Annotated in this window: 23 protein-coding genes; 14 read left to right on the forward strand and 9 right to left on the reverse strand. The window is 62.2% G+C overall.

Annotated elements, in window-relative coordinates:
* Nucleotides 1-9 precede the first annotated feature (9 nt).
* Nucleotides 10-1,158 carry an iron-containing alcohol dehydrogenase gene (locus tag M516_RS0105645; RefSeq protein WP_029098252.1) on the reverse strand — a complete coding sequence of 383 codons (1,149 nt, stop codon included), beginning with the start codon at nucleotides 1,156-1,158 and terminating at the stop codon, nucleotides 10-12.
* A 225-nt stretch (nucleotides 1,159-1,383) separates the two neighbouring features.
* Here M516_RS0105645 and adhP point away from each other — a divergent pair, with 225 nt between their 5' ends.
* Both adhP and purU read left to right on the forward strand, forming a co-directional pair.
* Complete coding sequence (gene adhP / locus M516_RS0105650) at nucleotides 1,384-2,394, forward strand: alcohol dehydrogenase AdhP (protein ID WP_029098253.1); 1,011 nt, start codon at nucleotides 1,384-1,386, stop codon at nucleotides 2,392-2,394.
* 225 nt (nucleotides 2,395-2,619) lie between these two features.
* Nucleotides 2,620-3,519, forward strand: a complete 900-nt coding sequence (gene purU, locus M516_RS0105655; RefSeq protein ID WP_029098254.1) for a formyltetrahydrofolate deformylase — start codon at nucleotides 2,620-2,622, stop codon at nucleotides 3,517-3,519.
* 84 nt (nucleotides 3,520-3,603) lie between these two features.
* Here the strand turns inward: purU and M516_RS0105660 are convergent, their stop codons facing one another.
* Both M516_RS0105660 and M516_RS0105665 read right to left on the reverse strand, forming a co-directional pair.
* Nucleotides 3,604-4,227 (reverse strand): LysE family translocator, encoded by a 624-nt coding sequence (locus M516_RS0105660; protein WP_029098255.1) that lies wholly within the window; start codon nucleotides 4,225-4,227, stop codon nucleotides 3,604-3,606.
* Between the two features lie 124 nt (nucleotides 4,228-4,351).
* Complete coding sequence (locus M516_RS0105665) at nucleotides 4,352-5,257, reverse strand: LysR family transcriptional regulator (protein ID WP_029098256.1); 906 nt, start codon at nucleotides 5,255-5,257, stop codon at nucleotides 4,352-4,354.
* A 116-nt stretch (nucleotides 5,258-5,373) separates the two neighbouring features.
* On the opposite strand from M516_RS0105665, the gene M516_RS0105670 reads away from it, so the two are divergent.
* Nucleotides 5,374-6,597 (forward strand): MFS transporter, encoded by a 1,224-nt coding sequence (locus M516_RS0105670; RefSeq protein WP_029098257.1) that lies wholly within the window; start codon nucleotides 5,374-5,376, stop codon nucleotides 6,595-6,597.
* A gap of 63 nt (nucleotides 6,598-6,660) precedes the next feature.
* Here the strand turns inward: M516_RS0105670 and M516_RS0105675 are convergent, their stop codons facing one another.
* The 3 genes from M516_RS0105675 to M516_RS0105685 form a co-directional block, all read right to left on the reverse strand.
* Complete coding sequence (locus tag M516_RS0105675) at nucleotides 6,661-7,371, reverse strand: alpha/beta hydrolase (protein ID WP_029098258.1); 711 nt, start codon at nucleotides 7,369-7,371, stop codon at nucleotides 6,661-6,663.
* Nucleotides 7,372-7,512: 141 nt separating this feature from the next.
* Entirely contained in the window at nucleotides 7,513-8,169 is a 657-nt protein-coding gene (locus tag M516_RS0105680; RefSeq protein ID WP_029098259.1) for a CoA transferase subunit B, read from the reverse strand.
* Nucleotides 8,170-8,193: 24 nt separating this feature from the next.
* Nucleotides 8,194-8,886: a CoA transferase subunit A gene (locus M516_RS0105685; RefSeq protein WP_029098260.1), complete on the reverse strand. Its 693-nt coding sequence runs from the start codon at nucleotides 8,884-8,886 to the stop codon at nucleotides 8,194-8,196.
* Between the two features lie 275 nt (nucleotides 8,887-9,161).
* Between M516_RS0105685 and M516_RS0105690 the strand changes: the two genes are divergently transcribed.
* The 5 genes from M516_RS0105690 to M516_RS0105710 all read left to right on the forward strand — a co-directional run bounded on the left by M516_RS0105690 (nucleotide 9,162) and on the right by M516_RS0105710 (nucleotide 15,820).
* Complete coding sequence (locus tag M516_RS0105690) at nucleotides 9,162-10,397, forward strand: efflux RND transporter periplasmic adaptor subunit (protein WP_029098261.1); 1,236 nt, start codon at nucleotides 9,162-9,164, stop codon at nucleotides 10,395-10,397.
* Nucleotides 10,390-13,656 (forward strand): efflux RND transporter permease subunit, encoded by a 3,267-nt coding sequence (locus M516_RS0105695; RefSeq protein ID WP_029098262.1) that lies wholly within the window; start codon nucleotides 10,390-10,392, stop codon nucleotides 13,654-13,656. The genes M516_RS0105690 and M516_RS0105695 overlap by 8 nt, the downstream gene beginning before the upstream one ends.
* A 73-nt stretch (nucleotides 13,657-13,729) precedes the next feature.
* Complete coding sequence (locus M516_RS22810) at nucleotides 13,730-14,233, forward strand: VanZ family protein (RefSeq protein ID WP_035288999.1); 504 nt, start codon at nucleotides 13,730-13,732, stop codon at nucleotides 14,231-14,233.
* Between the two features lie 211 nt (nucleotides 14,234-14,444).
* Nucleotides 14,445-14,858, forward strand: a complete 414-nt coding sequence (locus tag M516_RS0105705; protein ID WP_029098263.1) for a S1 RNA-binding domain-containing protein — start codon at nucleotides 14,445-14,447, stop codon at nucleotides 14,856-14,858.
* A 170-nt stretch (nucleotides 14,859-15,028) separates the two neighbouring features.
* Nucleotides 15,029-15,820: an alpha/beta hydrolase family protein gene (locus tag M516_RS0105710; protein WP_029098264.1), complete on the forward strand. Its 792-nt coding sequence runs from the start codon at nucleotides 15,029-15,031 to the stop codon at nucleotides 15,818-15,820.
* Here M516_RS0105710 and M516_RS0105715 read toward each other — a convergent pair.
* The 3 genes from M516_RS0105715 to M516_RS0105725 form a co-directional block, all read right to left on the reverse strand.
* Nucleotides 15,817-17,652 (reverse strand): sensor histidine kinase, encoded by a 1,836-nt coding sequence (locus M516_RS0105715; RefSeq protein ID WP_029098265.1) that lies wholly within the window; start codon nucleotides 17,650-17,652, stop codon nucleotides 15,817-15,819. The genes M516_RS0105710 and M516_RS0105715 overlap by 4 nt on opposite strands.
* A gap of 16 nt (nucleotides 17,653-17,668) precedes the next feature.
* Complete coding sequence (locus tag M516_RS0105720) at nucleotides 17,669-18,667, reverse strand: BMP family ABC transporter substrate-binding protein (protein WP_029098266.1); 999 nt, start codon at nucleotides 18,665-18,667, stop codon at nucleotides 17,669-17,671.
* A 133-nt stretch (nucleotides 18,668-18,800) separates the two neighbouring features.
* The gene (locus M516_RS0105725; RefSeq protein ID WP_029098267.1) at nucleotides 18,801-19,274 is read right to left on the reverse strand and encodes a hypothetical protein; all 474 of its coding nucleotides are present in this window, start codon (nucleotides 19,272-19,274) and stop codon (nucleotides 18,801-18,803) included.
* A gap of 187 nt (nucleotides 19,275-19,461) precedes the next feature.
* Here M516_RS0105725 and M516_RS25455 point away from each other — a divergent pair, with 187 nt between their 5' ends.
* The 6 genes from M516_RS25455 (at nucleotide 19,462) to M516_RS0105755 (ending at nucleotide 25,235) form a co-directional block, all read left to right on the forward strand.
* Complete coding sequence (locus tag M516_RS25455) at nucleotides 19,462-19,626, forward strand: hypothetical protein (RefSeq protein WP_193746942.1); 165 nt, start codon at nucleotides 19,462-19,464, stop codon at nucleotides 19,624-19,626.
* 113 nt (nucleotides 19,627-19,739) lie between these two features.
* Nucleotides 19,740-20,093, forward strand: coding sequence for a response regulator (locus M516_RS0105735; protein ID WP_029098268.1), 354 nt, complete (start codon nucleotides 19,740-19,742; stop codon nucleotides 20,091-20,093).
* A 164-nt stretch (nucleotides 20,094-20,257) separates the two neighbouring features.
* Entirely contained in the window at nucleotides 20,258-22,117 is a 1,860-nt protein-coding gene (locus M516_RS0105740) for a sigma-54-dependent Fis family transcriptional regulator (RefSeq protein WP_029098269.1), read from the forward strand.
* Nucleotides 22,118-22,134: 17 nt separating this feature from the next.
* Entirely contained in the window at nucleotides 22,135-22,956 is an 822-nt protein-coding gene (locus tag M516_RS0105745; RefSeq protein WP_029098270.1) for a lipoate--protein ligase family protein, read from the forward strand.
* Nucleotides 22,957-23,187: 231 nt separating this feature from the next.
* Nucleotides 23,188-24,180 carry a thiamine pyrophosphate-dependent dehydrogenase E1 component subunit alpha gene (locus tag M516_RS0105750; RefSeq protein ID WP_029098271.1) on the forward strand — a complete coding sequence of 331 codons (993 nt, stop codon included), beginning with the start codon at nucleotides 23,188-23,190 and terminating at the stop codon, nucleotides 24,178-24,180.
* Nucleotides 24,181-24,197: 17 nt separating this feature from the next.
* Nucleotides 24,198-25,235 (forward strand): alpha-ketoacid dehydrogenase subunit beta, encoded by a 1,038-nt coding sequence (locus tag M516_RS0105755; RefSeq protein ID WP_029098272.1) that lies wholly within the window; start codon nucleotides 24,198-24,200, stop codon nucleotides 25,233-25,235.
* The last annotated feature ends 118 nt before the right edge of the window (nucleotides 25,236-25,353 follow it).

Genomic DNA, 25,353 nt, shown 5'->3' on the forward strand with positions numbered 1-25,353 from the left:
GTCGTCCTCCTACAGTGCATTGCAAAACAGCATGTGGACGTCTTCTTCCGTCATGTCGCGGGGGTTGGTGGCCATGCAGACGTCGCGGACGGCGTTGCGGCTCAACACCGGGATGTGCTCCGGCTGCAGCCCCAGCGTGGACAGGTGGTCCGGGATGTCGAGATCGCTCGCCAGCTCTTTGACCGCTTTCATCGCCAGGCGGGAGGCGTCGGACAGGCTTAATCCGGAGACGTTTTCTCCCAGGGCTTCCGCCATCTTTTTGTACTTCTCCGGGGCGGCGAGGAAGTTGTATTCCAGCACGTAGGGCAGCAAAACGGCGTTGACCTCCCCGTGCGGCAGATCCAGCAGCCCGCCCAACTGGTGGGACATCGCGTGGACGGCTCCCAGGATCGCGTTGGAAAAGGCGAGACCCGCCTGCAGACTGGCCATCGCCATGCCCTGCTTCGCCTCGGCATTGCACTGGCTGGCCGCGGACGGGCGCAGGTACCGGGCGATCAGCCGCATCGCCTGCAGCGACAGGACTTCCGTCAGCGGAGTGGCGGCCAGCGAGACGTACGACTCGATCGCGTGCGTCAGCGCGTCCATTCCCGTGTTGGCCGTCAGCCGCTTGTCCATGGTCATCAGCGTCTGCGGGTCGATAATGGCGATGTCGGGAATCAGCGATTTGGAGATGATGGTCATCTTGACCTTGCGCTTGGAATCTACGATGATCGAAAATTGCGACACTTCCGAGCCGGAACCGGCCGTCGTCGGAACCATGACCATCGGCGGCAGGGGACGCGTGATTTTGTCTACGCCTTCGTACTCAAGGATGCTGCCTCCGTTCGCCGCGAGCAGGGCAATCGCCTTGGCTGCGTCCATGGCGCTTCCGCCGCCGATGCCGGCAATCGAGTTGCACTCGTGGCGAAGGTATTCGGCCACGCCGGCGTGCACCTCTTCGTCTTTCGGGTTGGAGGTGACGTTCGTCCAGAGGTGGTACTCCAGCCTGCTCTGCTTCAGGTAGCGGATCGCCTGCTCCGCCCACCCGGCGTTCACCACGCCCGGGTCGCTGACGAGAAACACGTTTTTTGCCCCCAGCCGGATCAGACTTTCGCCGATTTGACTGATCGACTGGTTGCCAAAGATAATTTCCGGCGTCATGAATTTGGAGATTTGCATGGGAACACCTCCTGTTAGGTTCTATTGTAAACGGGGGCGGCCCGCTTCCCAAGGACAAATTATCGGCCCGGGGGCCGTTTTTTCGGCAGATGGGCCGAAAAATTGTCCCGGCGGTGATGGAGGTGATGGAATTATTGGAACATTTGATCATTTTTTTGCTTGGTACGCTTTTTGCTGAAATGGATCGGTGCAGTCACATACCCATGTTTCAAAGGAGGAGAACAGATGAAAGCAGCCGTTGTCAATCACTTTCACGAAAAGCTGGAGGTAAAGGAAGTGCCGATTCCCGAGATCGGGTTCGGCGAGGTGCTGGTCCGGATCAAGGCGTGCGGGGTGTGCCACACCGACCTGCATGCGGCGCACGGAGACTGGCCGGTCAAACCGAAGCTGCCGCTGATCCCCGGCCACGAAGGAGTCGGGGTCGTGGAGAAGGTAGGGGAAGGGGTAACCTCGCTGAAGCCGGGAGACCGCGTCGGGATTCCCTGGCTGTATTCCGCGTGCGGCGAATGCGAGTACTGTCTGACGGGATGGGAGACGCTGTGCAAGAAGCAGTTGAACGGCGGATACTCCGTCGACGGCGGGGATGCGGAATACTGCAAGGCGCCTGCCGCGTATGTGGCCCGGATCCCCGACGGCCTGAGCGACGTGGAGGCCGCCCCGATCCTGTGCGCCGGCGTGACGACGTACAAGGCGCTGAAAGTGGCCGACATCAAGCCGGGGGAATGGGTGGCCATTTACGGCATCGGCGGTTTGGGGCATCTGGCGCTCCAGTATGCAAAAGCGATGGGGTACAACGTGGCGGCCGTCGACATCAACGATGAGAAGCTGACGCTGGCCAAAGAACTGGGGGCCGATCTGACGGTAAACGGGGCCAAGACCGATCCGGTCGCGGAGATTACCGAAAAAATCGGAGGAGCCCACGCGGCCATCAGTGTCGCTGTCACCCGCAAGGCGTTTGAACAGGCGTACCGTTCGGTGCGGCGCGGCGGATCGCTGGTCGTGGTGGGACTGCCCAACGACGAGCTGCCTGTCCCGATTTTTGACACCGTGCTGAACGGCGTTTCGGTGAAAGGCTCCATTGTCGGGACCCGCAAGGACATGCAGGAGGCGCTTGACTTCGCTGCTCGCGGAAAAGTAAGCGCTATCATCGAGACGCAGCCGCTGGAAAAGATCAACGAAGTCTTTGAACGGATGGAAAAGGGACAGATCAACGGCCGTGTCGTGCTGACCCTGTAAGGATGCTCTCGTCCCGGTCGGGAGGAACCACGCGCCGGAGCCGGTACTTTCCCCGGAGCCGGTTCATTTCCGGAACCGGAAACGACGGGTTTGATCGGACAAAAAAACTTTATTGCACGGCCGCCCTCTCCAGGCGAAAGATGGGGATGGAAACGACAAAAATGGATGATATGATGATATAATGGCAAGATTATTTTGACGTCCATTTTTGGAGGAGAGACATCCATGCATCGTTTGTCAGAGAGAGAATGGCAGGCGTACCGGCAGAAGAACAAGGACCGGGCGCGCATGCTGATATCGTGTCCGGACCAGGCCGGGATTGTGGCGGCCGTGTCCAGCTTCCTGTTTGAACAGGGGGCCAACATCGTTCAGTCCGACCAGTACACGACCGATCCGGAAACGGGCCGCTTTTTCATGCGGATTGAATTTGACGTGGTCAATCTGGAGGAGCGCTACGAGGCGATCAAGGATGCGTTCCGGCCGGTGGCGGAGAGCTTCGGCATGGATTGGTCGCTGGTGGAGGCGAAGAAGCGGAAGAAAATGGCCATCTTCGTCTCCAAAGAGGACCACTGCCTGTTGGAACTGCTGTGGCTCTGGAAGTCGGGCGCTCTGCACGCCGATATCGAGATCGTGGTGAGCAACCATCCCGACATGCGGGAGACCGTGGAGTCGTTCGGGCTTCCGTACCGCCATATCCCGGTGACGAAGGAGCGCAAGGCGGAGGCGGAAGAGGAGCAGTTGGCCGCGCTGGGCGGCGGCGTGGACGTGATCGTCCTGGCCCGCTACATGCAGATTCTGTCGCCCCGCTTTTTGCAGGAGTATCCGATGCGGATCATCAATATCCACCACTCGTTCCTGCCTGCCTTCGTCGGGGCCAAGCCGTACGAGCAGGCCTACCGCCGCGGCGTCAAGCTGATCGGCGCCACCGCCCACTACGTCACCGAGGAGCTGGACGCCGGCCCGATCATCGAGCAGGATGTGCAGCGGGTGACGCACGAGGAAGACGTGGAGGCGCTGAAACAGTTGGGGCGTCAGGTGGAGCGGACCGTGCTGGCGCGCGCCGTCAACTGGCACCTGGAGGACCGGGTGCTGGTCTACGGCAACAAGACAATCGTGTTTCCGTAAGGTGGAGCCCTTCCGTTCGGGAAGGGCTCTTCGCTTTTGCAGGGTCATTTCCGGAAATGGAGGAAGGCGGAGCGGCCCGCGGTCTTACGGGCGCTTTTCCAGGGCCAGCGTGATGCCGAACGCCACCAGCGCAAGGCCGGTGATCCCTTGAATCGCCCGCTGCGTGGACGCTTTTTTCATCCAGGCGCGAATCCGGTCAATGAACTGGACATACAGGAAAAACCACGCGACCGTGAGCAGCGTGTAGGTCAAGCCCAAGGCGAAGAATTGCAGAAACGCGTAGCTGCCGGGCTTTACAAACTGCGGAAGGAACGTCAGGAAGAAGACGGCCACTTTCGGATTGAGCACATTGGTCAAAAACCCCTGCAGAAAGGGGGATTTGCTTTGATGCTTGGCATATGGCCGGTCAACAGCCGCGGTTTCCTGATTCCGCAGCGACCACAGCGACACAAGCCCCAGGTAGAGAAGGTAGACGGCCCCGACGTACTTGATGACGGAAAAGAGAAAAGCGGACTTCACCAGGATCGCGGATATGCCGCAGACCACGGCCAGGGTGTGGATCAGCAGCCCCGACGTGCTGCCCAGAACCGTTTTCATCCCGCCTGCTCGTCCGTGGAAAACGGTATTTTGCGTCACCACGCCGGTATCGGGACCGGGCAGGATGATCAGCAGGACGGACATGAGCACAAACAACGCGTAATGTTCCATCGGAACCCCCCAATCAAGCAGGTATGTTTGTCGTGACGAGTCATTTCCTGCTATTTCCATTGTAACAATGACAGGAAATCCATCAACCCTGTCTGCCGATTGGAACGGCGGCGGCCCCCGCCTCTCATCCCCACGCCTGCATGCAGGGCGGCAGGATCATCTCCAGAAACCGGGCGGCGGAGGGGCGCAGGCCGCCATCCTCCTCGCGGGTGCAGACGTAGACCGGCCGTTTGATCGCCACGCCGTCGACGAACACCCGCCCCACTTCGCCTCTTTCCACCAGTTCGCGGACGGCCGGTTCCGGTGCCAGCATCGTGCCGTACCCCGCCTTGACGGATTGGATCGATTCGATCAGGCCGTGGTACTCAAGGCCCACTTTCGGCGGGGAGACGCCGTGCTCCCGGCAGAGGGAAAACAGCCGTTCCCGCGTGGAACTGCCCTTTTCCCGCAGCAAAAACGGCTCCCGCATCAGCGCCTCCAACGAAACCGTCCGGCCGGCAAACGGATGACCGGCCGGGACGATAAACCAGAATGCCACATCCGTTATGTGCCGCCGCCGGATGGGCAGGTGTTCGTCCCACGACTCGTTGGTGACCACGGCCAGGTCGGCCTGACAGCGGAGCAGACGTTCCAGCGACTGCTGCGAGTTTCCGGCGCGGATTTCCACGTCCGCCTGCGGGTACTGCTGTTTGTAGGCGGCCAGCCATTTGGGCAGGAGGTAATGGGAGGGGAGAAAGGTGGACGCCACCCGCAGCTTTCCCCGCTTGCCCTGTTTGATCTCCTCCAACTGCGACTCGATCTCCCGTTCCCAGTCAAAAATCCGCCGGGCTTTCTCATACAGAAAACGTCCTTCGGGGGTGAGCGCAATGCCCCGCCCCTGCGGCGCGAGCAGCTTGATGTCCAGGTCCCGTTCCAGTTTGCGGATGTGCGCGGTCACGGCCGGCTGGCTGATGGACAGCGCATCGGCCGCGGCGGTCACGCTGCCCCGCGCCGCCACTTCCACGAAGATCCGCAGCGAGTGAAGGTTCATCATCTCCCTCCATTCATAACCATTGCTTATGAGTTTGATGCTAACATGTATTGGATTTTTGGGAATCTCCTTTGTAGTGTAAAGCATATAGATTCGATCCGGCAAAGGAGATTGCGATGAGAGGCAAAAACGGCAAGACACAGGTTATCACACTGGCTCTCGTGACGGCCATGTGCCTGCTCGGCGATTCCATGCTGTACGTGGCGCTGCCGCTCTATTGGCGGGAGGCGGGACTGGACGCGCTCTGGGAAGTGGGGGTGCTGCTCTCGGTCAACCGGCTGGTGCGGGTGCCGCTGGGACCGTTTATCGGCAAATGGTATGAGCGCACCGGCGGCCGGTCGGGGTTGACGATCGCCGTGCTCCTGGCGTTCGTGACGACGGCCTCGTACGGGCTGCAGGGGTTTTGGCTGTGGCTTTTGATGCGCTGCCTCTGGGGAGCGGCCTGGACCTTCTTGCGGTTGGGCGCCTATTCGTTGATCGTCAGCGTCTCCGACGAAGGGAATCGCGGCCATTTCATGGGGCTGTACAACGGGCTGTACCGGCTGGGCAGCCTGGGCGGCATGCTGGCCGGCCCCCTGCTGGTCGCCTGGTTGGGCTTGCGGACGACGTCCTTTTTGCTGGCGGGGGTGTCGCTGGTGGCGTTCGTCCTCGTCTACGTCTTCATCCCCTCATCCTTTACCAGACGGAGCGGCGATGCGTCCCCCGCAGCCGTGCGGCCGTCGCTCCGATGGACGGGGAGCGTGGCGCTGACCATGGCCTCGGGGATGTTTGTCGCCATGTGCTACCAAGGCATGCTGGCTTCCACGCTGAGCCGCTTGATCGACCTTCGGCAGCCGTTCACGGTGATCGGAGGGATGGTGGTGGGCTCGGCCGTCGTGGCCGGAGTGGTGCAGGGAGCCCGCTGGGTCTGGGAACCGTGGGCGGCGCCGTGGTTCGGCAGGTGGTCGGACCGCTGCGGGCGGCGGCGGATGCTGGTCGGGGCGGTGCTGGCCGCTGCGGTGCTGTTCGGCCTCACAGCCGCGCCGCTGCCCTTTGCGCTCTGGTTGGGCGTGCTCATGGGGATACAGCTTACCGGCACGGTTCTGACCACGGTGATGGACACGCTGGCGGCAGACGAAGCGTCCCGACAGGCCAACGGCGCTTCGCTGCTGACGTGTTACTCGGTGGTGACCGATCTCGGCGCCGCCGCGGGACCGCTGCTCGCGTTTTGGGCAGACGGCTGGTTCGGCCTGAACGGGCTGTACGCGGGAACCGCCGGCTTCCTGCTGGCGATGGCGGCCGCCTGGTCCGGGCGGGCGGGGCAGGCGCATGCGGCCAGAGATAACAAGGTGTTGGACTGAATCGCAACCGGTTGGACTGCCATTCTGTTCGTCACGTTTCTTCCGGCCTTCGAGCAGGGGCGCTTACTCGGATTCGCCGCCCGCGCTGTTCCTTGACGCCGGACTGTGTTCGCGAATGGCGTCCAGGATGCGGGCGATCGCGTCGTCCCGGTCCGGACTGTGCAGCAGCATGTGGCCGGAGTTGTCGTACCAGGTGATGCGGGCGCCGGCTTCGGCGGCGACGCTTTTGGCCAGATGCTCCGCGCTTGACGGCCGCACGGTATCGTCCCGCCTGGACTGCAGCAGCACGTACGGGACGCGGATGTTCGGCAAAAGCGGCTTGGTCTCCGCCAGCAGGCGGCGAAACTGCAGCATGCTGCGCAGCGGGATTTTCACCAGGCTGTTGACGTAGCGGCGGGAGTGGGTGGCAAAATCCTCGCGCAGATTGCGAAGGGCCTGCCGCACCTCCCAGTAATGGTACGGGGTGTTGATCGTAACCAACAGGCGGACGGGATGGCGGCTGGCGACGTGAAAGGCGAGCAGGCCGCCCATGGAAAAGCCGATGACGACGATCGGGTCGGCCCGCATGGCCAGCCGTTTGTACGCTTCTTCGGCGGAGCGCAGCCAGTCGTGCCGGGTGCTTTGGGCCAGCCGCCGCCGATCCGCGCCGTGTCCTTCCAGGGTGGGGCACTCCACATGGTAGCCCGCTTCCCGCAGCGCCTGCGCCAGCGGCAGCACGTCCCGGATGTCGCCGGCAAAGCCGTGCAGGACGAGGCAGCCGAGCGTATTGGACATAACGCATCACCTCTCCGTCAAGATTGTTCACACCTCGTATTATATACGGTTTCCCGGACGGGCAGCGAACCCGCTCCGAACAGAAAATCGGACCCGTCCGCGGGAAGGGACGGGTCCGGTTGGTTCTCACATGGGTGTTCTTCACGGCGTGATCGTTTTCAAGTCGGGGGAGACAATCAGCTTCGGCTGCGTGCAGGCCTGGATGTCGTCGGCGGTGTAGCCTTCCGCCACCTCTGTCAGCACCAGCCCTTCCGGGGTGACATCCAGCACGGCGCGGTCGGTGATGATCCGGTTGACCACCCGTTTGCCGGTCAGCGGCAGGGAGCACTCGTTCAAAATTTTCGGTTCGCCGTGCTTGTTGACGTGCTCCATGATGACGACGATCCGCTTCGCCCCGTGGACCAGGTCCATTGCGCCGCCCATGCCCTTGACCATTTTGCCGGGGATCATCCAGTTGGCCAGGTCGCCTGCGGCGGAGACTTCCATCGCGCCGAGGATGGCCAGGTCGATGTGGCCGCCGCGGATCATGGCGAACGACTCCGCGCTGGAGAAGTAGGCGGCGCCGGGGATGGCGGTGACCGTTTCCTTGCCGGCGTTGATCAGGTCGGGGTCGATTTCGTCTTCCGTCGGGTAGGGACCGATGCCGAGCAGGCCGTTTTCCGACTGGAGCACGACCGTTTTCCCTTCCGGAATGTAGTTGGCGACGAGGGTGGGCATGCCGATCCCCAGGTTTACATAAAAGCCGTCCTGGATTTCCTGGGCGGCGCGCATCGCAATCTGTTCACGCGTAAGAGCCATCACTGCATCCTCCTTTTGGTGGAATTACTGCCGCACCGTGCGCCGTTCGATCCGTTTTTCAAACGACGGGGCCTGGATCAAACGCTGCACGTAGATGCTGGGGGTGTGAATCTGATCGGGGTCCAGCTCACCTGTTTCGACGATCTCTTCCACTTCGGCGATGGTGATTTTTCCGGCCGCGGCCATCATCGGATTGAAGTTGCGGGCCGTTTTGCGGTAGACGAGGTTGCCCATCTTATCCGCTTTCCATGCCTTGATCAGGGCGAAGTCGCCGGTGATGGCGTGTTCCAGCAGGTACTCCTTGCCGTTAAACACGCGGGTTTCCCTCCCTTCGGCGATCGGGGTGCCGACGCCGGCAGGCGTGTAGAATGCGGGAATGCCGGCCCCGCCGGCCCGGATGCGTTCGGCCAGCGTCCCCTGCGGCGTCAGTTCCACTTCCAGTTCTCCCGAGAGGAACTGCCGCTCAAACTCCTTGTTTTCCCCCACGTAGGACGAGACCATTTTCTTGATCTGCTTCTCCTTGAGCAGAAGACCAAGCCCCCAGTCGTCGACGCCGCAGTTGTTGGAGACGACCGTCAGGTTCTTCACGCCCTTGTCGCGAAGCGCGATGATCAGGTTCTCCGGGATGCCCACCAGACCGAAACCGCCGACCAGCAGGGTGGCGCCGTCGTGGATGTCTTCCACGATTTCCGCATAGGACGAGTAGATCTTTGCCATGAAGCTCACTCCCACCATTCGAAATATTGAGAAAAAGCGACGCATGAAAGCGCTGACAAAAGCGGACTACCTCCATCTTACCAGAAGCGGCGATCGGCTGAAAAGCAGGGGGAATTCCGCCTTTTCCACCATGATACCAGAGCGCGGCGGCGGACGAGATAAAAATCGTAAAAATCGACAGAAAAGTGGCGCAAGTAAGAGCCTTTCTGTAAAATATAATGTGCCATTTTCTGTTCATGTTTCGGCATATCGAGTCCGGGGTGGGGGTTGATGGAATGAAAAAATGGATAGGGCTTTCCCTCGCTGCCCTGCTGATTGCCGGGTGCGAAAAACTGGAGGAAAGCGTGGAAAGCCTGAAGCGCCTGGAAGAAGAGGGCGTGATCAAGGTGAAGACGGTCAAAGCCTACACGGTCGAACAGCAGGACGGCCTGACCCAGGAGATCGCCGGAGTGGTGGCGCCGCTCAAGGAACTGCCGCTTTCGTTTGGCCGATCGGGCCGGATTGCCACCATTTTTGTGAAAAAGGGCAGCGTGGTCAAGCAGGGCGGGACGCTGGCCGCGCTCGACACGTCCGTGTGGCAGCAGGAGGTGAACGCGGCCCAGGGGCAGGTGGCCAGCGCCGCCATTCGCCGGGCGAAGGCCTTGCAGGGACCGGCGCAGCACGAGGTGGAGGCGCAGAAGATACAGCTCGAAAAGGCCAGGCAGACGGCTGCCCAGGCGGCGGAGGAGCACGCGCGCGGAAAGCTGCTCTACGCCAACGGCGCCATTTCCAAAGACGAGCTGGACAGCCTGGCTCTCCGCGAACGACAGGCGAAGCTGGACCTGGAGGAGCAGCAGATCCGCTACGACAATCTGCTGAAGGGAGCGGACAAGCTGGACGTGGAAGAGGCCAACGCCGAAGTGCAGCAGGCCAGTGTACAGTTGATGCGGGCCCGGCAGGAGGCGGCGGATGCCGTGTTGAAAGCGCCGTTTGCCGGCGTGGTGGCGTCGATATCGCAGGCAGAGTCGGAGCAGACGGGGCCGGGCAGCGAGGTGATGCGCCTGGTGGACACCTCCCGCTGGCTGGTCAAGCTGCAGGTGACCGGCGAGCAGATCGGCAGCTTTGCCGTGGGCAAAACGGTGACGGTGCAGGCGCCGGACGGCACGGAGACGGAGGGGACGGTCAGCTTCGTGGCGCCGGTGATCGATTCCGGGACAGGGACCTATCCGGTGGAGGTGACGATCAGCGGCCAGGAGCGCGTCTGGAAAGGAGGCATGACCGTCACCTGCCGCTACCAGGTGAAGCCGAACGGGGGAGTGCTGGTGCCCGCGAGCAGTGTCGGCATCTCCGAAGAGTCCTATTACGTCATGGCGATCAAGGACAACACCGTCAAGAAAACGCCCGTCAAGGTGGGCAATGTGTACGGTCCCTATTACGAAGTCCTGGAAGGGCTGGAGCCGGGCGACCAGATTGTCAGCTCCGGGATCTCCTACGTGGCGGACGGTGAGGTGGTGAAGGTGGCCGATGAGTAACCGCACATTCGCTTCGACGTGGCCGGCGCTGGCCCGGCTGCTGGCGCTCGTCTGCTGCCTGCTGGCCGTCGGCGCCCTTGCCAGGATGGACGTCGCGCTGCTTCCCGACCGCCCCCTGCCGGAGTACGTCATCACCCTGGAGGCGCCCGGTCTGTCGGCGGAAGCGGTGGACGAGTCCGTGACCCGGCCCGTGGAGGATGCCGTCCGCGAACTGGACGCCGGGGTGCACATCAGCTCCGAATCCCGGATGGGAGGGGCGACGCTCACGGTGAAGACGCCGGGGCTGCCGGACAACGGCTACAAAGAGCGGCTGGAGCGCAAACTGCAGGAGGCGGCAGCACGGCTGCCGGTAAACGGCTGGCGTCTCAGCCAGGCCAACCTGGCCGACAGACAGATCGGCCGTTACCTGCTGCACGGTGCGGACGTGCAGACGCTGGCCGACGCGGCCCGCTACGCGGTGTACGACAAGCTGGCCGCCATCCCGGGCGTGGCCCGCGTGGAGGTGGAGGACCAAAGCGTCCGGGAAGAGGTGGAGCTGGTGTTTCGCCCCTCCATGCTGCTGACCTACGGCCTGACGCCGGGGGATGTGCTGGGGCAGCTGCGCGGCGTCGGCGCGGACGAGCAGGTGGGCGCCGTCGGAACAGGCGGTGAGCGGACCTCTTTCCAGTGGACGGGCCAACTGTCGGGCCCCCAGGAGCTGGGCCAAAAGCTGATCGCCACGGAGAAGGGATACGTGCCGCTGAAAGAACTGGCCGAGGTGCGCGATTTGCGGGGGAGCAAAGGGGAGGAGGTCACGGTCTATCGCGGCGAACCGGCGGTGGGGATCAGCGTGTTCGCGACGGAAGCGGCGCAGGTTCCCGCCGTCAGGGCCGAAGTGGAGCAGGCCGTGGCCGAGTGGAACGAACAGGCAGCGGGCAGGTACACGCTGGATCCGGTGGAAGACCGGTCACAGGCGCTGACGGCTGCGCTGCGCGACATCGGCTGGCTTGTGGCCATGGCCGCGTTGGGCGCGGCACTGATGCTCGGCGTTTCGCTCCGCAGCGCGACGGCCGCCCTGCTGACGCTGTACGCGGCGTGTCTGGCGGTGGGAGCGCTGTTGGGCGGCATGTGGCTGAGCGGTATGCCGCTGACGTTGACCTCGCTCGGCCCGGCAGCCGTCTTCGCCCTGCTGTACATCGGGGCGGGAGCGGCACTGATCCATCGGCTGGCCGGAGCGGGGCGACTGTCGCCGCTGCTCTGCCTGCGCGAGGCCCGGTCCCTGATGAAGCCGCTGCTGTTGGCCGTCGTCGTCTGTGCCGCCGGCTGGAGCGCGCTGATGGTGACCGACTTTCTCAAAGCGGCCGACCTGCCTCTCCTGTATGACGCGCTGCCGGTTCTCCTGCTGGGGACGCTGTCCATGCTGCTGGTGTACGGGTTTATCGTGCCGGTGCAGGCCGCTCGATGGCTGCCGGACGGCGCGGCGGGCGGACGGACCGCAGAGGGGCGGCTTTCGGCGGGCAGCCTGATGGGCGGCAGAGTGGGCCGCTTCCTGAAGAACCGTTGGGAGCGCTCCGTCGACCAGGGCTTTCTGCCGTACGGGATCACCGTGGCGCTCTCGCTGTCGGCCGTCGTGCTGCTGCATGCGTTTGTCCTGACGGAACCGTACGGGAAAATCGAAGGGCAGGAGAAGACGCTGTCGCTGGAGATGGTCAGGGGCAGCACGCTGGATGAGGCGATTCGGGCCGCCCGGACGGCGGAAGAGCGTCTTCGCGGACTGGAGGAGGTGCGCGACCTGTACACGACAGCCAGTCGAGAGCGGCTTACCTTTCATCTGAAACTGGCCGACAAGAGCCGCTGGACCCGGACGCGGACGGAACTGGAAAAAGAGCTGGACAAACGGCTGCGGGAGATCCCCGGCACCGATCCGTTTGCCCTGGTGCTCTCGGAGGACCAGAAGACGAGACTGGAGTTTACCGTAAAAGGGCCGTCCCTGCACACCGCCCGGGAGATCGCCGGGCAGATGGTCGCCTACTTGCAGGAGCTGCGGTGGACGGATGATGACGGGCGGGAGCTCATCACCGACGAGCGCCTCGGCGAAGGCGGCACGGGGACGTATATCGCCATCCGCCCCAAACCGGAGATGCTCGTCCGCTACCGCGTGACGGAAGAGGAGATCAAGCGGCAGTTGGCCGCCTATCTCGGAAAGCAGCAGGCCGGGACCCTGCATGGAAACACCGGGGCGGTGCCGGTAACCGCCCGCTTTCCCGACAAGTGGATGGAGCACCCCGACCAGGTGAAACACATCTTGATCCGCACGCCGCAGGGAGCCGTCCGTCTGGGCGACCTGACGGAGTGGACGATTGCCGAAGAACCGCCCGTCTACCGCCGCGTCGACGGCATGTACGTGTTCAAGCTGAGCAGCGCCGTCTCCATGCCGGAGTGGATCGAGGGCTTGTCGTTCGGGATTCCGCGCAGCATGGAGGAGAAGATCACCATTCCGGAGGGCTACGCCATCCTCAATGCAAATGAATGGCGCAAGCTGGAAGAAGCGGAAGCCGACGAAAAGGACACGGCCGGACGGGTGCTGGCGGTCGCCGGGGCGGCGGCCGCGGTGCTCCTGTTCAGCCTGCTTTTGCACCGGCGGCTGCGGGACGGGGTGGTGGCGCTCGCCCTGCTGCCCGTTTTGGCCGGAGGGGTGACGATCGGGCTGCTCTGGCTGGATCGGTCGCTCAACCTGATGGGCGTGTACGGCATCGCTGCCGCCTGCGCCGTGATGACGCAGCAGGCGCTGATCCATCTGGACGAACTGTTCCGCGCGGGCGGCGGCGCTCCGTCCGTCCTCGACGGGATTCGGGCTGGGACAGGCCGGGCGCTCCGTCCGCTGGTGTGCGTTCTGGCGGCGACGGCCGCCGCCTGTCTGCCGCTGGCGGCTGGGTGGACGGAAGGGGCCGGCCTTCACGCCTCGTTTGCCGCCGCTCTCTTGGCGGGCCTGCTCCTGGCCGCCTACGCCGTTCTCGTCCTCGTGCCGGCGATGCAGCACGCCGCCGAGCAGAGGCTGGCCGGCCGCGCCGGGGTGTCGCTTGCGGAACTGCGCCGCCGGCTGCATGCCTGGTGGGAAAATGAACAGGTCCGCCGCCGGGATGCGCGGGAGCAAAAACGGCAGGAAAAAGAACGATTGGCAAAGCGTGCGGAGGAGGCCGTCCCCGTACGGGACAGGCACGAGCTGACCGAGGAGGATTTTCAGCCGCTGCCGGTGACGGCGCGCGACGCCCATCCGTGACATTCCGCGGCGTGCGCCGCGCGGGTTTCTGGTACAATGGAAGCGGAACATTCCCCGCGAAAGGAAGAAGAGCGTGAAGACATTCGTACGGCTGCTGGACGTGCTGCTGCTGGTCGCCATATTGGCCGGCTTGTACGTTTCGTCGTCCCAGCCTTACTACCAACAGGACATGCGCGGAACCATCTCCCGCTTCATCGACGAACAAGCGGTGGGCGAACGTCTGAAGGACGTGTCGTTCCGCTACGGGAAACAGGAGATCAGCGTGGAGGAGAGCGGCACCGACGGGTTTATCGAATTTTTCCTCCGCAAAGGAACGCATTTTGCCACCTTTGCCCTGCTCGCCCTGATCGGGTACCGCGTGCTGCGCCGCTTCGCTCCGTTTGCGGTCGCCCTGCCGTGGAGCGCGTTTTTGACGCTGGCGGTTGCGGTGCTGGACGAGTGGCATCAAACCTTTACGCCGGACAGGACGGGGCAGGTGGCCGACGTGGTGCTGGATGCCAGCGGCGCGTGCATGATGCTGCTGCTGATCGTTCTCGCGAGGGTGCGGCCCGGACAAAAACGGCGTGATAAAAGATGAGCGGCTCATCCATCCTATTACAGGGGAAACAGCGAGCCGGACACGGGCCCAAGCGCCCTTCACTCTATCGTTTTTCACCTCTGCCGGCCGGTGTGCTGCGGCAAAGAATAGGCTTTTCAGTATTTGATTTTCTCTGCTATACTTATGAAATGAGGCTTCTGGTAGAGGTTCTCTTACACTTTTGGGAAATGATAAAAGGAGTGCAAACTGAATGGCAGTACAAGTGGGAAGCATCATCGAGGGAAAAGTGACAGCGATTAAACCGTTTGGGATGTTCGTAGCAGTCAGCGAAACCGAGCAGGGGCTGGTCCACATTTCCCAAGTAGCAAACGGTTTTGTAAAGGACATTAACGATCACTTTTCCGTGGGAGATCAGGTGAAGGTAAAAGTACTCTCCATTGATGATGCAGGCAAAATCTCGCTTTCGGTTCGCGCTGCACTGCCTGCGCCGGAGCGCAGCGAACGCGACGAGCGCCGCGGCGGTGGCCATCGCGGAGGAGACCGCGGAGGAAACGCAAGACGGGACAGTTCTGCTTCCTTCGAGGACAAACTGAAGCGTTGGCTGAAGCACAGCGAAGAGAACCTTGCTACCATCAACAAAAAGAACGCCAAACGCGGCTATTAAAGCCTTGTTGATACGGGTTTGACATATCGGGAAGAAGGACCGGACACCGTTCCTTCTTCCCTTTTTGCATTTTCGCCATGCCCGGCAGGCGAGGGAGGCAAAGCGGGGCATCTTATGCAAAACGAACGTCATCAGGACGAGGAGGAGTCAGTGTGGAAACAGGAGACAAAATGGCGTGCGCGCCGTTTTTGGAGGTGCAGCCCGAACCGTCCGTCCAGCCGGGCGTCCGGCTGTACACCGTCACCTATCTCAGCCAGGGATTGCGCGTCAAAGCGCTTCTGGCTGTTCCCGATGCAGAAGCGGCGGAACTTCCGGCGCTGCTGTACTGCCGCGGCGGCATCAAGGGCGTCGGGAGGGTGAGGCCGGAGCGGATCAGCCAGATGGCGTCGTTCGGCTACGTGGTGCTGGCTCCGCACTACCGCGGAAGCGAAGGAGGCGAGGGACGGGACGAGTTCGGCGGGGAGGACCGGCACGATGTGTTCGCCGCCTACGAGCTGCTGCACGCGATGCCGGGCGTGGACCGGGAGCGGATCAGCGTCTACGGGTTTTCCCGCGGCGGGATCATGGCGCTGCTGGCGGCGATCGAGTGTCCCGGGCTCCGCTCGGCGGTGGTGTGGGGAGGGGTCAGCGACCTGTTTCTCACCTACGAGGAGCGGGTCGACCTGCGGCGCATGCTCCGCCGCGTCGTTGGCCACCCGCGCAAGCAGCCGGAGGCGTACCGCTGGCGGTCGCCCGTCTACCGGGCGGCGGAGATCGCCTGCCCGGTGCTGATCATTCACGGGACAGAGGACCAAAACGTGGGGGTGGAGCACGCCCTTCGCCTGGCGGACGCGCTGCGGCGATACGGCAAACCCTGCGAGCTGTGGCTGGTGGAAGGAGCAAGCCACCTGTTCCAGGGAGAGCGGATGGAGACGTACACCCGGCGGATGTTTGCCTGGCTGGACGGCGTCGCCCGGGATTAAGCGCTGCCCTGCAGGGCGCGCGGCCGTATCGGGAGGGAGATGACGATTTCCGTCCCTTCTCCCACTTTGCTGAAAATGCGCATGTCGCCTCCGTGGTTTTCCACCATGCGCCGGGTAATCGGCAGCCCCAGGCCGGTGCCGTCCTCCTTGAGCGAGAAGAACGGATCGAAAATCCGGCCCAGATGCTCCGGCGGGATGCCTTCGCCGGTGTCGCGGATGTGGATGTTCACATGGGTCTCGTCCACCCTGCTTTCCACGGTGAGGACGCCGCCCTGCCGCATCGCTTCGATGCTGTTTTTCATCAGGTTGAGCAAGATCTGTTTCAACTGCTCCACGTCCACCGGCATGCGGGTCTCCTTGTCGCAGAGGTCGACAATTTCGATGCCGTGCAGCGTCGCTTCCGCCTTCATCAGCGGGAGAATCGAATCCAGTACCTGGGCCAGCGCCACTTCCCGGTAGTTGGGCTGTGACGGCTTGGAGAGCATCAGCAGTTCCGTCACGATCCGGTTGACCCGCTCGATCTCCTGCAGGATGAGCGGCAGGTAGTGGCGGTCGCGCTCCTCGTCGGGGAGGCGCTGCTGGAGCAGTTGAATAAAGCCGTAGATGACGGTCAACGGGTTGCGGATTTCGTGGGCGGCGCCGGCCGCCAACTGGCCGACCATGGCCAGCTTTTCCGACTGGTGCAGGTACGCCTGCACCTTTTCCTGTTCCGTGATGTCGGTAAAGGTGACCATCCACCCCGCTTCCCGGTTGTACTGGTTCCGAAGCGGTACGTAGGAGACCAGCGCAGTGAACGAACTGCCGTCCTGCTTGTACAGGGTGATCTTCCGGTTTTCGAACCACGGCGCCTCGTCCGTGTCCGGCGATTGTTCCCAGACGGTGGGATCGTCGGTCTGCGGGAAGTAGTTCTTGTCCAGTTGAACCAGCTCGTTCGCCTTTTGATTGATGTGCACCCAGGCGGAGTGATAGTGGCGGGTGATCACCCCGACCGGCAGCGAGTTCAGGATCTGCTCGCGCACGTTTTTCTCCTCTTCCAGGACCAGGCGGCGGGCTTCATCCTGCTGAAACAGGCGGGCGATGTTGCTCGACATCCGGTTGAACTCCTGCGCCAGCTCGTAAAACTCATCCCGGGTGCTGTAGATGATCTGCTGCCCGAACGTGCCTTTGGACACTTCGCGCACCTGCCGGATCAGCGATTGGATCGGCCGGAGCAGCTCTTTGCGGAAGTAGAACGTGCAGAACAGTCCGAACAGGATGGCGGCCACGGAGACTGAATAGGTGAGGATCAGGGAGACTTTCAGGCTCTCGTTGGTCCGCTGAAACTCCTTGTTCGTCTGGAACTCCAGCCGGTTGAGCGAAAAGGTGAGCTGCTTTTCCAGCTTGTCGATACGCGGCTGCACTTCCTGGGAGAGGACGTAGCTGACCGCCTCCACGTTGTTGGCTTTCAGCAGCGGGTTGATTTTGTTCAAGAACAGAAAATCCAGTTCGCTGATCGATTCGATGATGGCAAACAGGTCGCTGTTGGCGTCCGTCTTGGGGATGGATTCGAAGCGGGACGTGTCGATCAGGTTGGTGTAGTACTCGTCCAGATAGGACGGCTCCCGGGTGATGGTGTACATTTTCAGCGCGTACGTTTTCATGTACAACTGGTTTTTGACGTCAAGCAGGCCGCTCGCCTGCGGCAGCACGTTCTGCGTCAGGTGTGTCTCGTCCGTGGTGACTTTGGTCATCTGGTAGCTGAACAGCGTGGTGACACAGCCGATCAGAAGCATCATGACAAGGTAACTGAGCATCATTTTTTTCTGAAACCCCAAGTTTCGAAACGGAGACATGTAGACTATCCTCCACCTATTGCTGGCGATGATGAGTAAGGCGTTCAAATTCCTGCTGCATCTCGTCGCGTATCTCCGGCGGCACCATCGGGCCAAACGGGCTGAAACGGTTTACGCCCTCGGCGAGACCGTAGGTGACCTTTCCGGCGGGAAGTTTGCCGGCGGTGTACTGGGCCATGATGGTTCGGTAGCACTGCCGGACGTCCTGAATCAGCGAGGCGAGCACGTGGTTGGGTGCGATGTAGCGCTGGTCGGCGATGTAGCCGATGGCGTAGATGTCGGCCCGCTGCGCTTCCGTGATGACCGCCAGATTGTAGCTGTCGCCGGTCGTGTAGATCACGTCCACGCCTTTGGCAATCATGCTCCGTGCGGCCCGGGTGGCACCCGCCACGTCGTTGAAATCAGGCACTTTCTCGACGATCACCTGCGTGCGCGGGCTTGTTTTCTTGACCCCCTCCTGGAAGCCTTCCCATTGATCGTACTCGGTCGGTTTGTCCGTCATGATATAGCCGACCTTGCGGGTCTTGGTCATGGTGGCGGCCAGTTTCCCGACGAGAAAGCCGGCCGGTTTCATATCGTAGCGAATCGTCGTCTGGTTGGGATGGACCGCTTCCCCGTTGAAGGAGACAAAACGCGTCTCCGGGTAGAAGGGAGCGACCTTGGTAAACGGCTCGGAAAAAATGACGCCGTGACCGAAGATCAGATCGAAGCCGTTGGAGGCGTACTGCTGCGTCACGGCTGTAAGCTGGTCCGGCTTCAGATTGCTGGCGACTTCCAGGGAAAACCCGTACGTTTTCTTCAATTCCGTCAGGCTCTCCAGCGCGCTGCTGTTCCAGCCCTGATCGTACGTGGGCCCTTCCAAAAGGAGCGCCACCCGCAGCTTGTTCTTGGAACTGCCGGTTTCGTTGAACTGCTGCAGGTGTGTCATGCTGGTCATAAACTGGCTGGTGATCAAGAGGAGCAGGGCGATGACCAGGCCCACGAACAGGGCGGAAAACGGCTGCAGTTTGGGCATGACTCGTTCCTCCCGAAAAAACAAACGTAATTGAACACACTTCTACAGTACAGGCCAAAAATCCTTCCTTTGGAAAAAAGAAGAAAGCCCGGCGCAAAATGGCGCGGGCTTGGCGATACGTTTGACCTATTAACTAGAAGCGATGGCCCCGGTGCAGCGCGTTCTGGTTTTCCGTCGCATGTGCGGCGTGAGGAGCCAGCGGAACGGGCGAGTACGGAGCGGCGTAAGGGTTGTGGTACTGGTTCAGCGACTGCAGCGCTGCGGGGGAGATGTGCCCCTGGAAGACGAGAGCGGCAGGGGATACCTGGTTGTTGAAGGCCGTCGTCTTTTCGTTGTAGGGAAGCGGGTTGACGTTGACGTACGCCTGCCCCCCTTGGGCGGGAGCGGGACTCGGGTATGAGCCGAGCGACTGGATCGCCTGCGGGGGAATTTGCCCGTGGAAGGCAAGAGCGGCGGGAGAAACCTGATTGTGGTAGGCCGTCATCTGTTCAGAGTAGGCGGGATGGCTGATGTACGCCTGCCGTGTCCCTTCGGGGGAAGGCTGCGGCAGGGGGAAAAACGGCGCCTGCTCGGGGCGGGCGTAGGGCGAGTATTGATTGTGCTGCATCGTTGCATCTCCTCCGATAAGATTCGTGTAAGATTCGTCGCATCGAGGCAAGAAGAGGCTGCCTGCCTTTCAAAGTATGTCCAACCGTCCGCGGAACATGCGGCGGGGAATGGGCCGCGTCCGCTCGGGGAACGATAACGGGGAACGCCGATGACACCGGCAATACGTTGGGTAAAGGAGGATCCTCATGGAAAAGGACATTGTGGAAATTCCCCAGGTGGACATCCCGGACGAGTTCACGCAGGTGGAGCTGCCGGAGATCGGCGAGACCACGCCCCATCCGAAACCGGGCAGCCCGCTCGCCTCTGCGGGAGATGCGGAGCGGCCGATCGGCTTTACCGCCGGCCGATAAGGGACATGACGGGCCGTTCGACAAAAACAGCCAATTTCTTTCGTGGACAAGTCCTGCGTTTTCTGTAAAAGTTAAAAGAGAAAGTGCGAGACCGTTCAAGGGGGAAAAGGTGCGTGGCCCGTTTGTTGATTGTGGACGATGCGGCGTTTATGAGGCGGATGCTGGCCGACATGGTGGCCGGCGAGCATGAGGTGTGCGGGGAAGCCGCCAACGGGATGGAAGCGATCGCCAAGTACAAGGAGCTGAAACCGGACATCGTCACCATGGACATCAGCATGCCCGAGATGCAGGGCATAGACGCGATGCGCGAGATTCTGGCGTACGACAGGGAGGCACGGGTGCTGATCTGCTCCGCGATCGGCCACCGTCAAAAAGTGCTGGAAGCGATGAAGTCGGGCGCGCGGGACTTTCTCGTCAAGCCGTTTCAAAAAGAACAGGTGCTGGATGCGATTTCGCGATTGCTGTAAGGGGACACGGCCGCCTTTTCCGCAGGGAAGGACGGCCGTTTTTGAGACGTCCGTGATCGGTTCTCACCCCATGTCTGGTTTTATATCTTCTTGAAAAAAACTGAAAATTCAATATAATGTTAAGGACAGCGGGATTGATTCGGGGAGCGGAGGGTGGAGGATGCATGATTGAGGAAAGCGTTTCGCTGCGCATGTGGAAACGTTTTGTTCAAGAAGGTGTATTGGACTCGGCGCGACTCAACAAACGAATCTCGGAATCGTGGCATCGCTGCAAGAACGGGAAAGTCAATCCGTACGAGGGAAAAGGGAGGATGATCCTGGAGGGAGAAGCCTGGGAGCTGCAAAAGGAAAAAGGCCGCCGCCTCCTGGAGCTGACCTTGCCGCAGATCAGCCGGCTGTCTCCGTTTATTCGCGATGTGGGCATGATTGCCCTGGTGATCGATCCGGAAGGCTACGTGCTCAGTATGCAGGGAGAACAGCGAACGCTTCGGGAGGCGCACGCGATCAATTTTCGGGAAGGCGTTCGCTGGACGGAGGACGAGGTGGGCACCAATGCGATCGGCACGGCGCTCATGGCGGGCGAGCCGATCATGATCAACGGTACGGAGCACTATTCGGTCGCGTCTCACTCCTGGAGCTGTTCGGCGGCACCGATCCGGGACGGAAACGGAACCTTGATCGGGGTGGTGGATGTCTCCGCTCCGTTGGCCCGCAGCCATCCCCAGATGATGGCCACGGTCTCCTCGCTGGCCTGCTTGATCGAGCAGGAGTGGATGAAAGAGAGGCAGCGGGATGAACTGGAACTGATGCGGTTGGCGGTGGAAGAGCCGGACGAAGGGGAGCGCCTCTGGGTCGTCTGCAATCAGGATCAGCGGGTGGTGTACGCCAGCCGCGGCGTCCGGCAGGCGATGCGCGGCTGGGCGGAAGCGCCCCGCGAACATGTGCGGGAAGCCGGCTTTCGGGAAGGCTTTCAGATCCCCGTGTTCTCGCTGCGGCACGGAGGGCTGATCGGATACCGGATCGAACTGATCCGCAGCGAGACCCGGGTCCGTCCGCATGCGACCGGCCGTGCCGTCTCCCGGGTCCGGTTTCGCGGAGAGGCAGGCACGAGCCGCGCCTTTCAGTTCACCCTGCGCGAAGTCGAACGGATTGCCCCATCGGACGGCAATGTCGTGATCTATGGAGAGAGCGGTACGGGGAAGGAATTGATCGCCCGGGCGATTCACGACAGCAGTCCGCGGGCGGAGGGGCCGTTTGTGGCGGTGAACTGCGGAGCGGTGCCGCGCGAGCTGATGGAAAGCGAATTGTTCGGGTACGAAGAGGGCGCTTTTACCGGAGCCCGGCGCCGCGGCTACAGAGGGAAGCTGGCTCAGGCGGACGGCGGCACGCTGTTTTTGGATGAGATCGGCGAGATTCCGCACGCGATGCAGGTGGCGCTGTTGCGGGTGCTGCAGGAACGGAAGGTCACCCCGATCGGGAGCGCGGAGGAGATCACGGTGAACGTCCGCGTCATCGCCGCCACCCACCGCAATCTGCGTCAACTGGTGAAGGAAGGAACGTTTCGGGAGGATTTGTATTACCGGCTGCACGTGCTGCCGGTCACGGTTCCGCCGCTGCGGGAACGAAAAGAGGATATCCCGTTTCTCATCCGTCACTATTGCGGCCAGAACGGCTTTGCGCTTGAACTGCCGGTAGACGTGATGGAGGAGCTGCTTGCCTATGACTGGCCGGGGAATATCCGGGAACTGTTCAACGTGCTGGAACGGATGAGGGTTTCGCCACGCGAAGAATGGAAGCGCTTTCTGTCGGAGGCGGTTCAGCCGGAATGTTCACCGGGTCTGCCCCCGCAATCCGCAGCGACGCCCCCTTCCCCGCGCCCCCCGCTCACGTTTCGGGAGCAGTTGGAGAAGAACGCGATCGTCCGGGCGCTGGAAAAGAGCAACGGGAGCGCTTCACTGGCGGCGGAGATGCTGGGCATCCCCCGCAGCACGTTTTACCGGAAGCTGAAAAAGTATCAGTTGTAGCTGCAAGGAGGAACCCAATGAATCCAATGCCGGTCATCCGCATGCTCAATACGGCCGCATCCATCCAATCCGGGGACGTTCTGGTTCCGTTCAGCATAGACGAAGCCTACGCCCGGCTGGCGGCGCGGGAAACAGAACCGGTGCCGCCACTCGTCCATCTCTGGAGGCATCGGCGGGCGATGGTGCTGGGAGCGCGGGACGCGAAGCTGCCGAATGCGGCTCTGGCAGTCCGGCTGCTGCGGGAGCGGGGGTGCCAGACGGCCGTCAGGCACTCGGGCGGAGCGGCGGTTCCGCTCGACGGCGGGGTCGTGAACCTGTCGTTGGTCATGCCCGCTCCCGCCCATGATTTAACCCCCGAACCGCATTTCGAGCGCATGGCGGCCTTGATTCGAGAGGCCCTTGGCACGACGGGAAAGCGGGTGCAAACAGGAGAAGTAGAGGGAGCCTACTGTCCCGGTTCCTACGATCTCAGCATCGACGGCTTCAAATTCTGCGGGATTGCCCAGCGGCGTCTCACGCGCGCGGTCGTCGTGCAGGCGTTTGTCCTGACGGAAGGGAGCGGCCGCACATACGGCGAGGCGGCGCGAGACTTTTACCGGATGGCCGGGGAAGGCGCGCCGGCAGGTGCCTTTCCCCGCGTGGTGCCGGAGCGGATGGCCAGCCTGAGCGAGCTGGGCATGAGCGGGGGAGCGGGCGCATTTGCCGGTCGGGTGCGGGACGTGCTGGCCGGGCTGGGGACGGTGGAGGAGATGAACGCCTGCCCCGCCTCGCTGGAAGCAGACGCGAAGCGGTCGCTTGCCGCGCTGAGGGCGCGAAACGGCAGCGTCGGTTTGACATGAACCGGCGTTTTTTTGTGTCCGCACGCACACCGCGCATGAGACAAAACGGGACGATTTGGGAACGTGTCCCATCCGGTGCCGCTCGGTGCGGAAGAGGGTATCGGCGGCGCAGAGGAAAATCCGCGCCGCCGCTCGCTTTTTGCGCGACCTTCCGGCTGGCACGGGGGTTGCAATCAGTCAGGAGGCACGAGCGGTTTCGCTGCCAGGAAATCACGATGGGAGGCGTAAGCGATGAAAGCGACACAAGCGGAAGAACAGGTATTGTCCAGCGAACAGGCGAGATGGATGTACCGGAAGATGGTGGAGATCCGGCAGTTCGAAGATGCGGTTCACCTGCTGTTCGGGCAGGGCAAACTGCCGGGCTTCGTTCATCTGTACGCGGGAGAGGAAGCGATCGCGGTAGGGGTTGGCGCCCACTTGAACCAGCAGGACAGCATCACCAGCACGCACCGCGGCCACGGTCACTGCATCGCCAAGGAATGCGACCTGAACGGCATGATGGCGGAGCTGTACGGCAAAGCCACCGGTCTGTGCAAAGGGAAAGGCGGGTCGATGCACATCGCCGATCTGGACAAAGGCATGCTCGGCGCGAACGGAATCGTGGGAGGAGGATTCCCGCTCGCCTGCGGCGCGGCGCTGACGGCCAAGGTGAAAAAGAGCGGCGCGGTCAGCGTGTGTTTCTTCGGCGACGGAGCCAACAATCAGGGAACCTTCCATGAAGGCCTGAACCTGGCCGCCATCTGGAAGCTGCCGGTCGTCTTCGTGGCGGAAAACAACGGGTATGCGGAGGCAACCCCGTTCACGTACGCCTCGAGCTGTACCCGTATTGCCGATCGTGCAAGCGGTTACAACATGCCCGGCGTGGTCGTCGACGGCAAGGACGTGCTGGCCGTTTACCGCGCGGCGGGAGAAGCGATTGCCCGCGCCCGCAGAGGCGAAGGTCCCACGCTGATCGAGTGCATCACCTACCGCAATTACGGCCATTTCGAAGGAGACGCCCAAAAGTACAAAACGGAGGAAGAGAAGGCCGAACATCTCAACGAACGGGATGCCATCGCCCTGTTCCGCAGACATCTCCTCGCCACGCAGACGCTGACCGCCGACGAGATCAGCGGCATCGAGCGCGACGTGGAAGCGGCCGTGCAGGAGGCGATCCGGTTCGCGGAGGAAAGCCCGTATCCGGATGCGAGCGAACTCCTGACCGACGTGTATGTGTCCTACTAAGGAAGGAGGATGAAATCATGACGAGAAAAATCAGCTTTTCTGCCGCCATCAACGAAGCGATGAAGCTGGCCATGCGGGCTGACGAAAACGTCATCCTGCTCGGTGAAGACGTGGCCGGAGGCGCGCAGGTGGACCATCTGCAGGATGACGAAGCCTGGGGAGGCGTGCTCGGCGTGACCAAGGGACTGGTGCAGGAGTTTGGCCGTGAGCGGGTGCTGGACACGCCGATTACGGAAGCGGGCTTTATCGGAGCGGCCATGGGAGCCGCGGCGACCGGCCTGCGACCGATCGCGGAACTGATGTTCAACGACTTTATCGGCAGCTGTCTCGACATGGTGATGAACCAGGGGGCCAAGTTCCGCTACATGTTCGGCGGCAAGGCGCAGGTGCCCGTCACGATTCGGACCATGCACGGCGCGGGCTTTGGCGCCGCCGCCCAGCACTCCCAAAGCCTGTACGCGATGTTTACCCACATTCCGGGCATCAAGGTGGTCGTCCCGTCCACCCCGTACGACGCCAAAGGGCTGCTGCTCGCTTCCATCGCGGACAACGACCCGGTGATTTTCTTTGAAGACAAGACGCTGTACAACACCACCGGTGATGTGCCGGAAGAGTATTACACCCTCCCGCTCGGCAAGGCGGACATCAAACGGGCCGGCAGCGACGTGACGATCGTGGCCATCGGCAAGCAGGTCCAGACGGCGCTGCAGGCGGCCGAGCGACTGGCCAAAAAAGGCGTCGAGGCAGAGGTGGTGGACCCGCGCACGCTCTCGCCGCTGGACGAAGACACCATCCTCGCGTCGGTCGCCAAGACCAATCGCCTGATCGTGATCGACGAAGCCAATCCGCGATGCAGCATTGCAACCGATATCGCGGCCTTGGTGGCGGACAAGGGGTTCGATACACTGGATGCGCCGATCAAGCGGATCACCGCGCCGCATACCCCGGTGCCGTTCTCGCCGGTCCTGGAGGAATTGTATCTGCCTTCGCCCCAAAAAGTGGTGGAGGCCGTCTCGGAACTGATCGGAGACGCTTCCATCGCGGCAGTGTCGTAATCGCTGCGGAATGGTGGCGGAGCCCGCTGGCCGTCCTGATCACCGGAGAGAGCGGGACCGGCAAGGAACTGTACGCCCGGGAGCGTCCGGTTCGGCGCGGCAGCCGCGCCGGGGGCTC

This window comes from Brevibacillus thermoruber 423 (assembly GCF_000454065.1).
In the GTDB taxonomy this organism is placed as follows: domain Bacteria; phylum Bacillota; class Bacilli; order Brevibacillales; family Brevibacillaceae; genus Brevibacillus; species Brevibacillus thermoruber.